Here is a 12,855-nt window from a genome sequence, read left to right on the forward strand (position 1 = left end):
GATGAACATCGCCACGACACGAGGGACCACCAGCCGCGCGATGTCCCTCCCCAACATCCTGACCTACGGCCGGATCGCCGCGATCCCGGTCGTGGTCGGATGCATCTATGCGCAGTCGATTCTGGATCAGCCGCTCTGGCTGCGCTGGCTCGCGGTCGCCATTTTCATTGCCGCTGGGGTGACCGATTACCTCGACGGCTATTACGCGCGGATCTGGAATCAGCAATCGGCCTTCGGCCGCATGCTCGATCCGATCGCCGACAAGCTGCTGGTCGCCTCCTGTCTGTTGATGCTGGCCGCGGACGGCATCATTCACGGCTGGTCGCTATGGGCCGCCATCGTGATCCTGTGCCGCGAGATCCTGGTCTCGGGCCTGCGCGAATATCTGGCTGCGCTCCGCGTCAGCGTGCCCGTGACCAAGCTTGCGAAGTGGAAGACCACGGTCCAGCTGGTAGCGATCGGGTTCCTGCTCGCGGGTCCTGCCGGCGACGAGGTCGTGCCTGTGGTCTCGATGATTGGCCTCGCACTGCTGTGGGCCTCGGCGATCCTCACCATGTACACCGGCTACGACTATTTCCGCGCCGGCATCCATCACCTCATCAAGGAGGACGAGGGATGAAGGTGAAGTATTTCGCCTGGGTGCGCGAGCGCGTCGGCAAGGCCGAAGAGACGATCGAGCCGCCCGCGAGCGTGCGCACCGTCGAGGAGCTGATCGCCTGGCTCTCCGGCCAAAGCGAGGCTTATGCGCATGCGTTCGAGAAGCCGAAGGTGATCCGTGCCGCGATCGACCGCGCTCACGTCAAGCAGGACGCCGCCATTGCAGGCGCCCGCGAGATCGCGTTCTTCCCGCCCATGACCGGCGGCTAGGCTGATGCTCTCGAACAGACGAGCGTACGGTGTCGGCTCACCTCTCCCCAAAGGGGAGAGGCGTAGGCCGCCTTCGGCGGCCGTGTTAGAGAACGCCGAGGCAAAGCCTCGGCTATGTCGCGTAAGCGATCCGGGTGAGGGGGCACAGGTCTCACGAGAGGGCGGATCCCCTCACCCGCGCCTTCGGCGCGACCTCTCCCTATGGGAGAGGTGCGGCACCATCGAAGCGGCACGATCATGACCTGCCCCGTCACCATCCGTATCCAGGAAGACGATTTCGACATCGCGCGCGAGATCTCGGTTCTGACCGGCAGCCGGACCGATATCGGCGCTGTCGTGAGCTTCTCCGGGATATGCCGCGCCGACGAGGACAGCGCCAACGTCGCGGCGCTGACGCTCGAACATTATCCCGGCATGGCGGAGGAAGAGATCAGGCGCCATGCCGACGAGGCCATTTCGCGCTGGCCGCTCAACGGCGTCACGGTGATCCACCGCGTCGGCCGCTTCATGCCGGGCCAGAACATCGTGCTGGTCGTGACCGCCTCGCAGCACCGGCAGGCGGCGTTCCAGGCGGCCGAGTTCCTGATGGACTATCTCAAGACCAGCGCGCCGTTCTGGAAGAAGGAAGAGAGCGCCACCGGCACCGGCTGGGTCGAGGCCCATGCCCGTGACGACGAAGCCGCCGCACGCTGGACGAAATCCTGATGGCTAAAGTTACGAAGAAGACCGCGCGCGGCCGCGCCGCGCCGAAGCTCGCGAAGGTGGGACCCGGCGAGCTTCTCACGCTGCTCGACTTCGTCCGCTACGCGGTGAGCCGCTTCGTCGAGGCGAAGCTCGCCTTTGCCCATGGCACGACCGATCCCGTCGCGGAAGCCGCGTTCCTGGTCTGCGAGGCGCTGCATCTCACTCCCGACCAGTTCGAGATCTTTGCCAACGCGCGCCTCACCGCCGCGGAAGGCAAGACCCTCCTCGATCTCATCCATCAGCGCGTCACGACGCGCAAACCGGCCGCCTATCTCGTGAACAAGATCTACATGCGCGGCCTGCCCTTCTATGTCGACGAGCGCGTCATTGTTCCGCGCTCCTTCGTCGGCGAGCTCCTGGAGTCGCATTTCGGCGCCGACGGCGAGGCCGGATCGCTGATCGACGATCCGACGGCGGTCGAGCGCGTGCTCGATCTCTGCACGGGCTCGGGATGCCTTGCGATCCTCGCCGCGCATCATTTCCCGAACGCCACCGTCGACGCCGTCGACATCTCCAAGGGCGCGCTCGAGGTCGCTGCGCGCAATGTCGGCGAATACGGGCTCGAGGACCGGATCAGCCTCTATCGCGGCGACCTGTTCGCCCCGCTCGGCGGCAACAGATATGACCTGATCATCACCAACCCGCCCTACGTCGACGCCGAGGGCATGGCGGCATTGCCGCCGGAGTGCCGGGCCGAGCCGAAGCTCGCCTTCGATGGCGGCGCCGACGGTCTCGACGTGGTGCGCCGGATCCTGCGCGATGCGCCCGATCACCTGACGCCGCAGGGCGGGCTGATCTGCGAGATCGGCCGCGGCCGCGAGCTAGTCGACGAGGCCTTTCCGGAACTGCCGCTGCTCTGGCTCGACACCGAAGATTCCGAGGGCGAGGTGTTCTGGATCGCAGCCGCCGATCTCGGCTGATTCATCACGGCCGGTCACGCTCAATCGGAACAAGTCAAATATCGCCACGTTCATCCCCCGACGAATTTTCTAGTCCTTGGAGGATGTCCGCATGCTCGCGCCATCGGGCGAATTGCTGCGCGCCGGGATGGCGCTCAAGCTCAATCACGTCAAACGCGCTGCTCAATCCTATCTGCGTGACCAGACCAGTCAGGCAACAGGGAAGGTGACGTCCTACGCGGTCGCCGGCGGGCTGTTCGCGGTCGCCGGCCTGTTCATTGTCGCGGCGTTCTTCGTCGGACTGATCGCCTTGTACCGCTGGGTCGCGATCATCTACGGGCAATTCTGGGGATTTGGCGTGGTCGCCACGGTGCTGCTGGTGCTGGCCGCGGTCTGTGCCGGCGTGGCCATGGCGCAGATGAAACGCAAGGCCAAGCCGGTGGTGCCGCTCGCGAGCCGTCTGCGCGTGGCGGTCGCCACGCCCCGGATCCCGCGTGGAACGGTTAAGGAGGCGGTGAAGGAGGTCGCAACGACGATTCCCCTCGCGCCGCTCGCACCGGGCGAGCGCGGCGGCATCAAGACCTGGCCGGCCCGCGCCAACCATCCCGTGCAGCTCGGCCTGATGCTCGCCGCGGTCGGCCTGGTCGGGCTGACGGCCGCCCGGCGGAGACGCAACAGGCGCAGTCTGGAGGCGTGATGCTGGCGCGGCGCTCCGAACAGATCGACTCCTGGCTGCTGGTGGCGGCGACGGCCGTGTTCGTGCTGACCGCGGAGCACTACTTTCAGGATTCCGGCCTGGCGAGGCCCGGGCCTCCGCCAGACCACCGCAAGGGCGAAGCGAATTCCCCGGAAACGCACCCGGCCGGCGCGGCGATGCAGCCGGGCCGCGGCCGCCGGGCGAAAAGCCCGTTCGAGATCCCCTGGGCGGGCTGGAAGGATATTTTCTGGCGGACCTATCAGCGCATCGACGAGGATCGCCTGCTCGCGACGGCGGGCGGCGTCGTCTTCTTCGGCCTGCTCGCGCTCTTCCCCGCCGTCACCGCACTCGTCTCCTCCTATGCCCTGTTTGCCGATCCCGCGACGATCAGCGCCAACCTCCAGACGCTTGCGACCATGCTGCCCGAGGGCTCGTTCCAGATCGTCGAGGACCAGGTCGCGCGCGTGGTGTCGAACGGCAATACGACGCTCGGTGTCACCTTCCTGGTCGGCCTGCTGCTTGCGATCTGGAGCGCCAATGCCGGCGTCAAGGCGATCTTCGACGCCCTCAACGTCGCCTATGAGGAACGCGAGAAGCGCAGCTTCATCCAGCTGAACATGATCTCGCTGGCCTTCACCGTCGGCGGCATCGTGGCGCTGCTGTTGATGGTGGGAGCCGTCGTCGCCTTCCCGCTTGCGCTCAATCATCTCGGCATGGCGCCGGAAAGCAAGCTGATCGTGGCGCTGGCACGATGGCCGCTGCTGTTCGTCATCCTGCTGGTCGCACTCGCCATTCTCTACCGCTTCGCGCCCAGCCGTGACGCGCCGCGCTGGCAATGGCTGAGCCTCGGCGCCGTGATGGCCGCGATCCTCTGGATCGCAGGCTCTGCCCTGCTGTCCTGGTATCTCTCGGAATTCGCCAATTACAACGCGACCTACGGCTCTCTGGGCGCGGCGATCGGCCTGATGATGTGGATGTGGATGTCGGCGATCGTCATCATGTTCGGCGCCGAGCTGAATTCGGAGATCGAGCGGCAGACGCTCAAGGACACCACCGAGGGGTCTCCCAAGCCGCTCGGCACCCGCGACGCCGTCTCCGCCGACACGGTCGGCGCCACCGCGCCATTTTGATCGGTGGCGGTCGGGCCGGAGCTGGCCCGACCGCATCTCGGGCGCGGTCAGCGCTTGGTGATCACGGCTTCCAGATATTCGCTGTGCACCACGATCGTGCCGTCATCGGCGTGGTTGAACTCCCCGAGCAGCGCCAGCAGATCGCGCGTCAGCGCGGCCTGGCCGCTCGCGTCGAGCGCAGCAAACGCCTTCAGCGTGGGCCCGTAGAACGTCTTGAAGATGTCGAGCCAATGGTCCGGCGAGCGATAGCGGAACACGAACATGCGCGGCTCGGCGGCGATCTCGGCGGCCACGCCGCCGAACATTTCCTCGAGCCGTGCCGTCGTGCCCCACATGGCGGGCGATTTCACGCCCGCCGGCGGCGGCAAATGCTTGCCGATGGTCTTGAACAGCTGGCCGATGAAGCCTTGCGGCGTCCAGTTGGCAAGACCGATCTTGCCGCCGGATTTGCAGACCCGTGCGAGCTCGGACGCGGCCTTGTCCTGATCCGGGGTGAACATCACGCCGAAAGTGGAGAGCACGACGTCGAAGCTGGCGTCGGCAAACGGCAGCGCTTCGGCATCCGCCTCGCGGAACTCGACGGTGAGATGTTCGGCCATCGCGCGCTCGCGCCCGCGCTTGAGCAGCGCCGGCACGTAGTCGGTGGATGTGACGTCGCACCAGCGCCGCGCCGCTGCCAGCGTCGCATTGCCGTTGCCGGCGGCGACGTCCAGCACCTTGCTGCCGGCGCGCAAGTCGATGGCCTCGCAGAGCTGTTCCCCGACGATCTGCAAGGTAGTGCCGACCACGGCATAGTCGCCCGACGACCAGGCGCCGTGCTGGCGCTGCTTGACGGCGGCAAGATCGGGTTGGGGGGCAACTGGCTTGAGGGCGGCGGATGTCGACATGGCAATCTCCTGCGGTTGAGAACGCCGGGACGATAGAGCGCATGCGGCTCGCTGGCCTTGAGGGCGGCATGATTTTCCGCTGAGAGCGTCTTGATTTCCGCACCGGAGCCGCAGAGGCCGTGCGAGGTTTCGCAGCCGCTGCCTCGAAAGCTTTCGGCCGCGGACCGACCGGGCTGCGAAACAGCCACTATCCCCTCGAATCAACAATGATGTTAGGCTCATGGATGCTTGGGGGAGCATGAGGCGTGACGGAGTCGAGCGCGACCCGTGTTTTCCCGGGTGAAGCAGTCAGCTCTTAAAGGCACAACGCGCGGCATGATTCGCATTTCGACGATCTTCATCGCCATCTGCATGGTCCTGGTCGCGGCCTCGCTCGGGCTCGTGCTCTATTCGGTCGCCGGCATCAGCGGAACGGAATCGGCGATTGTGGCGCTGACGGCGCTCACCTTCCTGATCCTCTACAACGCGGTGTCGATGCGACTGCGCGACCGCAGCGACGTCGGCGGCCAGATCGCCGACCTGTCGCGCGGCACCGCCGACCTCGCCCGCCAGGTGGCCGAGTTCGGCCGCCGGTTGGCTGCCATCGAGAGCCGCATCGCCTCGTCGAATTCGACCAATTCCGACCGAATCCAGTCGGTCATTGGCGAGATCAACGAACTGGGCGGATTGGTCAGGCAGCTCGCCACCACCGTCGCGGCCCATGAGGATCTGCTCGCCGGCCACGCGCCGGCGCCCGCACCCGCCCCGGTCACGCGGCCCGAGCCGGAAACGCCGATCGATCTGGCTACCCCCTTCGAGGAGAAGCCGTTCGCTCCTCCTCCGCTTCCGGAGCCCCCGCCACGGCCGGCGCCGCCGCCGGTCCAGGTCCAGGCGGCCAGCCCGGTTCAGGCCGCCAATGGACGCAACCAGACCCAGTTGCTGGCGACGCTGCGCAATGCGGTCGACGAGAATCGCATCGATATCTTCCTGCAGCCGATGGTGACGCTGCCGCAGCGCAAGGTGCGGTTCTACGAGGCGGTGACGCGCCTGCGCGACGAGCGCGACCAGTTGATCGCGGCCGAGGAGTTCATCAGCATCGCGGAAGCCTCGGGGCTGATCGGGCGCATCGACAACATGGTGATGCTGCGCTGCGTGCAGGTGCTGCGGCGCCTGATGGTGCGCAACAAGGACGTCGGCGTGTTCTGCAACGTCGCGGCCTCCACAGTCGGCAATTCCACCACCTTCGCGCAATGCCTCGATTTCCTCGAAGCCAACCGCGCGCTGGCGCCCTCGCTGGTGCTGGAGTTCAAGCAGTCGACCTTCCGCAATCTCGGTCCGGCCGAGACCGAGAACCTCGCGGCACTGGCCCAGCGCGGCTTCCGTTTCTCGATCGACCATGTCACGGATTTGCGCATCGAGCCGCGCGAGCTGGCCGATCGCGGGGTCCGCTTCATCAAGGTGCCGGCCGCGCTGCTGCTCGATCCCAAGCAGGCTTCCGCCTCCGACATCCACCCCTCCGACCTCTCCGACCTGCTCGGCCGCTTCGGCATCGACCTGATCGCCGAACGGATCGAAGGCGAGCGCGCGGTGGTCGACCTGCTCGACTATGACGTACGGTTCGGCCAAGGGTTCCTGTTCGCACCGCCCCGGCCATTGCGGCCCGAAGGGGCATCTGCTACCGGCGGGGCCTCGCCGAACCAGGCGCAGGACATTCAGGGATCCAATGGCTCCGCCACACCCAGCTCAGGCGCAACGTCCGCGGCGCCTCCGTCCCAACGCATCACAGGCAACGCGGCGCTCGCGCGCCGCATCTGATCGGCCGCGCACGTCATGACCGCGCTGCATTTTGCCGAAGGCCTGCGCGAGCTCGTGGGCGGTGTGGAGGTCGTGCTCAGCGACATCTGGGGCGTGGTCCATAACGGGCTGGAATCCTTCCCCGAGGCCTGCGAGGCGCTGCACACCTATCGCAGCCGCGGCGGTACGGTGATCCTGATTACCAACGCGCCGCGCCCGGCCGACTCCGTGCAGCGGCAATTGCGCAAGCTCGGCGTCCCCGATGAGACCTATGACGCGATCGTCTCTTCAGGCGATCTGACCCGGCTCTATGTCGCCGAGCATCCAGGCCGCAAGATGTTCTGGCTCGGCCCCGAGCGCGACAACTCGATCTATCGCGGCCTCGATGCGGCGACCGCACCGCTGGAGGAGGCCGATTACATCGTCTGCACCGGCCTCTACGACGACGAGACCGAGACGGCGGAAGACTATCGCGGCATGATGCTGAAGGCGCGCGAGCGCAAGCTGACGCTGGTCTGCGCCAACCCCGACATCGTGGTAGAGCGCGGCGACCGGCTGATCTACTGCGCCGGCGCGATCGCGGAGCTCTATCGCGAGCTCGGCGGTGAGGTGATATTCTACGGCAAGCCGCACCGGCCGATCTATGAGCGCGCCATGGCGCTTGCCGGGGAGCGCCAAGGCTACCAGATCGACCGGAAGAAGGTGCTGGCGATCGGCGATTCCGTCCGCACCGACTTAACTGGCGCCCGCGAATTCGGCATCGACTGCCTGTTCGTCACCCGCGGCATCCATGCCGAGGAGTTCGAGGGCCTCGACCAGCTCGACCCGAATTCGGTGATGGAGCTGTTCGGCCACCCGCCGAAGGCGCTGATGCGCGAATTGAAGTGGTAGAAAATATCGTGCCCCGGACGCAGCTCGAAGAGCTGCAGAGCCGGGGCCTAGAAGCCGTAAGCGATGTCGTGGGATAGACTGGGTCCCGGCTCAGCGTCGCGTCACTAACGTGCCGCGCCTTGTCCGGGACACGATCGCGCTTACGCGCTCGCCATGTCCGGGAAGACCGCCTCGATCTTGGTCTTCAGCGTCGCCGCGTTGAACGGCTTGACGATGTAATTGTTCACGCCGGCCTTCTTGGCCGCGATCACGTTCTCGGTCTTCGATTCCGCGGTGATCATGATGAAGGGCGTGGTGGCGAGGTTCGGATCCGCGCGGACTTCGCGCAAGAGGTCGTAGCCCGTCATCGGCTCCATGTTCCAGTCGGAGATCACGAGCCCGTACTTCTTGCCGCGCATCTTGTTCAGCGCTGCCGAACCGTCGCTGGCATCATCGATGTTCTCAAAGCCAAGCTGCTTCAGCAGATTCCGGATGATACGGATCATGGTGCTGTAGTCATCCACCACCAGAACCGGCATCGACAAATCAACCGCCATCTCGACTCCCCCAACGCAAACCAAGGAATATTACGATCGGACCTGCCAGGCCGGCGCCCGGCAGTTCCACGCCTCAAGCACTAGCACCAAGGCCTTAAACAGCGCGTTAACTGCGGGCAGCTCCGAAGGACTGAAATCGTGTTCAATGTCTGCCCGCCCCGCCGCTTGACTTCGCACGGCCGGTCGCGCCACGGTCCGGGCCGGTCCTGCCCGGTTCGAGAATTCCCCTGATGGCTCCGCCTTTTACCGTCATCCGCGATACAACGCCGGATTCCGCGATTCCAAGGGGCGCCGTGGTCGCCATGGGCAATTTCGACGGCGTTCACCTCGGCCATCGCGCCGTCATCGCGGCTGCCCTGGAGATGGGCAGGGCGCATGGCCGCCCTGCGCTGGCATTGACCTTCGAGCCGCATCCGCGGCGGTTTTTCAGTCCCAACACCCCGCAATTCCGCCTGACGGACGAGCGGGCCAAGCTGCGGCTTCTGGCTGGCACCGGGCTTGCCGGCGCCGTGGTCATGACCTTCGACAAGGCCCGTGCCGGAACCAGCGCGCAAGATTTCATTCACCATGACCTGATCGGGCGTCTCGGGGTCAGCGGCATTGCCGTCGGCTACGACTTCCATTTCGGCAAGGGTCGGGTCGGCTCGCCCAGCCTTCTCGTCAACGAGGCGCCCCGGCTCGGCATCGAGGTCGACGTGCAGGCGCATGTCGATATCGACGAACGGCCGGTCTCCTCCAGCGCGATCCGGATCGCGCTCGCCGAGGGCCAGCTCGACGAGGCCACGACCATGCTGGGCGCGCCCTGGTTCATCACCGGCGAGGTGATCCACGGTGAAAAGCGCGGCCGCGACCTCGGCTATCCCACCGCCAACATCCGCCTGGACGCCAATTGCGGCCTCAAGCATGGCATTTACGCGGTGCGGGTCGGCCGCGGCCAGGGAAAGGATCAGGAGCGTCTGGACGGGGTGGCCAGCTTCGGCCGCCGCCCGACCTTCGACAATGGCGCTCCGCTCCTCGAAATCTTCCTGTTCGACTTCAAGGGCGACCTCTACGGACAGGCGCTCGACTGCGCCTTCATCGGCTTCATCCGCGAGGAGCTGAAATTCGATGATCTGGAGGCCCTGATCCGGCAGATGGACGACGATTCCGCCCGCGCCCGCGCCATGCTCGCCGCCGCGCCGGACGCGTTTCCGCGGCTGGGCGCGATCGATTGAGCCGAAACCCGGCCTCGCCGGCCCTTTGCGCTTCCTCCGGCCCCCTGCTATGGAGAGCCCATGTTTGCGCGGCGCATCATAGGGATTAGCGGCCCGGCTTCCGCCTGAGCCTGAAGGCTCGGCGCAAGACCGGGATTTCGTCGTTTCACCCGCGATTCCGCATCGCCATCCGTTCCCGCGCCCTTTCCGAGCCAGTCAGCCTCATGTCCGAAAAGCCGCAAAAGTCCCAAAAGTCTGAAGCCAAAGACTATTCGAAGACCCTGTTCCTGCCGCAGACCGAATTCCCGATGCGCGCCGGCCTGCCGCAGCGCGAGCCGGAGATCCTCAAGCGCTGGTACGAGATCGGCCTCTATGAGAAGCTGCGCCAGAATGGGAAAGGCCGCGCCAAGTTCGTGCTGCATGACGGCCCGCCCTACGCCAACGGCAACATCCATATCGGCACGGCGCTGAACAAGATCCTGAAGGATCTCGTCACCAAGAGCCAGCAGATGCTCGGCTTCGATTCCAACTACGTGCCGGGCTGGGACTGCCACGGCCTGCCGATCGAGTGGAAGGTCGAGGAGGAGCATTATCGCAAGAAGGGCAAGCAGAAGCCCGACTTCCGCGACTCCGCCGCGATGATCGATTTCCGCAAGGAGTGCCGCGCCTATGCCACGCACTGGCTCGGCGTGCAGCGCGAGGAGTTCAAGCGCCTCGGCGTCATCGGCGATTGGGACCATCCCTACGCCACCATGAGCTATCCGGCCGAAGCCCAGATCGCGCGCGAGCTGATGAAGTTCGCCGCCAACGGCACGCTCTATCGCGGCTCCAAGCCGGTGATGTGGAGCGTGGTCGAGAAGACCGCGCTGGCCGAAGCCGAGGTGGAGTACGAGGACCACACCTCCGATACGGTGTGGGTGAAGTTCCCGGTGACCTCGCCCGCGCACGGTGCGCTCGCCTCCGCAAGCGTCGTGATCTGGACCACGACGCCCTGGACGCTGCCCGGCAACCGCGCCATCTCGTTCTCGCCGAAGATCGCCTATGGCCTCTACAAGGTGACGGACGCCCCCGCCGACAATTGGGCCAAGACCGGCGACCTCCTGATCCTCGCCGATGCGCTCGCGGAAGACGTCTTCAAGCAGGCGCGGGTGACGGCTTACGAGAAAGTCCGCGACGTCCCCGGCGACACCATGGACGCGATCGAGTGTGCCCATCCGCTGAGGGGCGTTGGCGGTGGCTACGACTTCGTCGTGCCGCTGCTGCCCGGCGACCATGTCACCGACGACACCGGCACCGGCTTCGTGCACACCGCGCCCGGCCATGGCCGCGAGGACTTCGATGCCTGGATGGCACAGGCGCGCGATCTCGATGCGCGCGGCATCAACACCGCGATCCCCTATACCGTCGACGAGAACGGCGCCTACACCGATCATGCGCCGGGCTTTGTCGGCAAGCGCGTCATCACCGACAAGGGCGAGAAGGGCGATGCCAACGAGGCCGTGATCAAGGCGCTCGTCGACAGAGGCATGCTGCTCGCGCGCGGTCGGCTCAAGCATCAATATCCGCACTCCTGGCGCTCCAAGAAGCCGGTGATCTTCCGCAACACACCGCAATGGTTCATCGCGATGGATAAGGACATTGCGCAGGGCGGCAAGGCCAAGAGCGGCGACACGCTGCGCGCCCGCGCGCTGCATGCCATCTCGGTGACGCAATGGGTGCCGCCGTCGGGCGAGAACCGCATCAACGGCATGATCGAGGCGCGCCCGGACTGGGTGATCTCGCGCCAGCGCGCCTGGGGCGTGCCGATCGCCGTGTTCGTGCGCGAGAAGGGTGACGGCTCCGCCGAGATCCTCCAGGACGAGGCCGTCAATGCGCGCATTGGCGAAGCCTTCGAGAAGGAAGGCGCCGACGCCTGGTACGCGACGGGCGCGCGCGAGCGCTTCCTCGGGCCCCGCGCGAACGAGGACTGGCAGAAGGTCGACGACATTCTCGACGTCTGGTTCGATTCCGGCTCGACCCACGCTTTCGTGCTCGAAGATCCCGTGCAGTTTCCCGGGCTCGCCGGCATCAAGCGCAAGGTCGACGGCGGCGCCGACACGGTGATGTATCTGGAAGGCTCGGACCAGCATCGCGGCTGGTTCCATTCCTCGCTATTGGAAAGCTGCGGCACGCGCGGCCGCGCGCCTTACGACATCGTGCTGACCCACGGCTTCACCCAGGCCGAGGACGGCCGCAAGATGTCGAAGTCGCTCGGCAACACCATCGAGCCGCAGGCCGTCATCAAGGAATCCGGCGCCGACATCCTGAGGCTCTGGGTCGCGTCCTGCGACTACACCGACGACCAGCGCATCGGCCCCGAGATCCTGAAGAACACAGTCGAGACCTACCGCAAGCTGCGCAACACCGTGCGCTGGATGCTCGGCACGCTGCATCATTACAAGCCGGCCGACGCCGTCGCGCCCGCCGAGATGCCCGAGCTCGAGCGCTTGATGCTGCACGAGCTCGCGGTGCGCGCCGCTGCGATCGGCAAGGCCTATCGGGAGTTCGACTACAAGACCGTGGTCGCGATCCTGTCCGCCTTCCTGAACAGCGAGCTCTCCGCATTCTATTTCGACATCCGCAAGGATACGCTCTATTGCGATCCGCCCTCCTCGCTGACGCGCAAGGCGGCGCTGACGACGATCGACCTGTTATGCGCCTCGATCCTGAAATGGCTGGCGCCGATCCTCAGCTTCACTGCCGAGGAGGCGTGGCGCATGTACCGGCCCGACCCCGAACCGTCGGTGCATCTGACGCTGTTCCCCGCCGATCTCGAAGCCTTGCGCGACGACGAGCTCGCCGCGAAGTGGGAGGCGATCCGCAACGTCCGCCGCGTCGTCACCGGCGCGCTCGAGCTGGAACGCGCCGCCAAGAACATCGGCTCGTCGCTGGAGGCATCGCCTGTGATCTATGTCGCCGATCGCGGCATGCTGGCGACCTTGTTCGACATCGATCTGGCTGAAGTCTGCATCACCTCGAACTACGAGGTGCGGGAGGGCGAGGCGCCGGCCTCGGCATTCCGCCTCGATGCCGTCCCCGGCGTCGCGGTCGCGGTGGAGAAGGCGGTCGGCACCAAATGCGCCCGCTCCTGGAAGATCTCGCCGATGGTCGGCGAAGACGCCGAATATCCCGACGTCACCCCGCGCGACGCCAAGGCGCTGCGCGAATGGAAGGCGTTGGGGGTGGCGGTCTGACCGGC

At 66.0% G+C, this 12,855-nt stretch carries 12 protein-coding genes; 10 read left to right on the plus strand and 2 right to left on the minus strand.

Annotated features, from left to right (window positions below):
* Nucleotide 1 precedes the first annotated feature (1 nt).
* From pgsA to ACNJYA_RS34690, 6 genes are all read left to right on the plus strand, one after another.
* Nucleotides 2-619 (plus strand): CDP-diacylglycerol--glycerol-3-phosphate 3-phosphatidyltransferase, encoded by a 618-nt coding sequence (pgsA, locus tag ACNJYA_RS34665; protein WP_172788771.1) that lies wholly within the window; start codon nucleotides 2-4, stop codon nucleotides 617-619.
* Complete coding sequence (gene moaD / locus ACNJYA_RS34670; protein WP_157286520.1) at nucleotides 616-867, plus strand: molybdopterin converting factor subunit 1; 252 nt, start codon at nucleotides 616-618, stop codon at nucleotides 865-867. Before pgsA ends, moaD begins: the two co-directional genes overlap by 4 nt.
* Before the next feature lie 237 nt (nucleotides 868-1,104).
* Nucleotides 1,105-1,572 carry a molybdenum cofactor biosynthesis protein MoaE gene (locus tag ACNJYA_RS34675; protein ID WP_172788773.1) on the plus strand — a complete coding sequence of 156 codons (468 nt, stop codon included), beginning with the start codon at nucleotides 1,105-1,107 and terminating at the stop codon, nucleotides 1,570-1,572.
* Nucleotides 1,572-2,531, plus strand: a complete 960-nt coding sequence (gene prmB / locus ACNJYA_RS34680; RefSeq protein ID WP_439401556.1) for a 50S ribosomal protein L3 N(5)-glutamine methyltransferase — start codon at nucleotides 1,572-1,574, stop codon at nucleotides 2,529-2,531. The genes ACNJYA_RS34675 and prmB overlap by 1 nt, the downstream gene beginning before the upstream one ends.
* A 91-nt stretch (nucleotides 2,532-2,622) precedes the next feature.
* Nucleotides 2,623-3,207 (plus strand): phage holin family protein, encoded by a 585-nt coding sequence (locus ACNJYA_RS34685; protein ID WP_439401557.1) that lies wholly within the window; start codon nucleotides 2,623-2,625, stop codon nucleotides 3,205-3,207.
* Nucleotides 3,207-4,337, plus strand: coding sequence for a YihY/virulence factor BrkB family protein (locus ACNJYA_RS34690; RefSeq protein WP_260380988.1), 1,131 nt, complete (start codon nucleotides 3,207-3,209; stop codon nucleotides 4,335-4,337). The genes ACNJYA_RS34685 and ACNJYA_RS34690 overlap by 1 nt, the downstream gene beginning before the upstream one ends.
* A gap of 47 nt (nucleotides 4,338-4,384) precedes the next feature.
* Here ACNJYA_RS34690 and ACNJYA_RS34695 read toward each other — a convergent pair whose 3' ends face one another.
* Complete coding sequence (locus ACNJYA_RS34695; RefSeq protein ID WP_439401558.1) at nucleotides 4,385-5,224, minus strand: class I SAM-dependent methyltransferase; 840 nt, start codon at nucleotides 5,222-5,224, stop codon at nucleotides 4,385-4,387.
* Between the two features lie 315 nt (nucleotides 5,225-5,539).
* Between ACNJYA_RS34695 and ACNJYA_RS34700 the strand changes: the two genes are divergently transcribed.
* Nucleotides 5,540-7,018: an EAL domain-containing protein gene (locus ACNJYA_RS34700; RefSeq protein WP_439401559.1), complete on the plus strand. Its 1,479-nt coding sequence runs from the start codon at nucleotides 5,540-5,542 to the stop codon at nucleotides 7,016-7,018.
* A gap of 15 nt (nucleotides 7,019-7,033) precedes the next feature.
* Nucleotides 7,034-7,888: a TIGR01459 family HAD-type hydrolase gene (locus tag ACNJYA_RS34705; protein ID WP_439401560.1), complete on the plus strand. Its 855-nt coding sequence runs from the start codon at nucleotides 7,034-7,036 to the stop codon at nucleotides 7,886-7,888.
* A 140-nt stretch (nucleotides 7,889-8,028) separates the two neighbouring features.
* On the opposite strand, the gene ACNJYA_RS34710 is transcribed toward ACNJYA_RS34705, so the two are convergent.
* Nucleotides 8,029-8,424 (minus strand): response regulator, encoded by a 396-nt coding sequence (locus tag ACNJYA_RS34710; RefSeq protein WP_008567674.1) that lies wholly within the window; start codon nucleotides 8,422-8,424, stop codon nucleotides 8,029-8,031.
* 230 nt (nucleotides 8,425-8,654) lie between these two features.
* Here ACNJYA_RS34710 and ACNJYA_RS34715 point away from each other — a divergent pair, with 230 nt between their 5' ends.
* Nucleotides 8,655-9,638, plus strand: a complete 984-nt coding sequence (locus ACNJYA_RS34715) for a bifunctional riboflavin kinase/FAD synthetase (RefSeq protein ID WP_212259355.1) — start codon at nucleotides 8,655-8,657, stop codon at nucleotides 9,636-9,638.
* 203 nt (nucleotides 9,639-9,841) lie between these two features.
* The gene (gene ileS, locus ACNJYA_RS34720) at nucleotides 9,842-12,850 is read left to right on the plus strand and encodes an isoleucine--tRNA ligase (protein ID WP_212259354.1); all 3,009 of its coding nucleotides are present in this window, start codon (nucleotides 9,842-9,844) and stop codon (nucleotides 12,848-12,850) included.
* Nucleotides 12,851-12,855 lie beyond the last annotated feature (5 nt).

Origin of the sequence: Bradyrhizobium sp. BLXBL-01, assembly GCF_051853025.1 — a bacterium.
Taxonomy (GTDB): domain Bacteria; phylum Pseudomonadota; class Alphaproteobacteria; order Rhizobiales; family Xanthobacteraceae; genus Bradyrhizobium.

Coding starts and splice junctions, on each gene's coding strand:
- pgsA (WP_172788771.1), top strand. CDS start 2: ATGAACATCGCCACGACACGAGGGACCACCAGCCGCGCGATGTCCCTC.
- moaD (WP_157286520.1), top strand. CDS start 616: ATGAAGGTGAAGTATTTCGCCTGGGTGCGCGAGCGCGTCGGCAAGGCC.
- ACNJYA_RS34675 (WP_172788773.1), top strand. CDS start 1,105: ATGACCTGCCCCGTCACCATCCGTATCCAGGAAGACGATTTCGACATC.
- prmB (WP_439401556.1), top strand. CDS start 1,572: ATGGCTAAAGTTACGAAGAAGACCGCGCGCGGCCGCGCCGCGCCGAAG.
- ACNJYA_RS34685 (WP_439401557.1), top strand. CDS start 2,623: ATGCTCGCGCCATCGGGCGAATTGCTGCGCGCCGGGATGGCGCTCAAG.
- ACNJYA_RS34690 (WP_260380988.1), top strand. CDS start 3,207: ATGCTGGCGCGGCGCTCCGAACAGATCGACTCCTGGCTGCTGGTGGCG.
- ACNJYA_RS34695 (WP_439401558.1), bottom strand. CDS start 5,224: ATGTCGACATCCGCCGCCCTCAAGCCAGTTGCCCCCCAACCCGATCTT.
- ACNJYA_RS34700 (WP_439401559.1), top strand. CDS start 5,540: ATGATTCGCATTTCGACGATCTTCATCGCCATCTGCATGGTCCTGGTC.
- ACNJYA_RS34705 (WP_439401560.1), top strand. CDS start 7,034: ATGACCGCGCTGCATTTTGCCGAAGGCCTGCGCGAGCTCGTGGGCGGT.
- ACNJYA_RS34710 (WP_008567674.1), bottom strand. CDS start 8,424: ATGGCGGTTGATTTGTCGATGCCGGTTCTGGTGGTGGATGACTACAGC.
- ACNJYA_RS34715 (WP_212259355.1), top strand. CDS start 8,655: ATGGCTCCGCCTTTTACCGTCATCCGCGATACAACGCCGGATTCCGCG.
- ileS (WP_212259354.1), top strand. CDS start 9,842: ATGTCCGAAAAGCCGCAAAAGTCCCAAAAGTCTGAAGCCAAAGACTAT.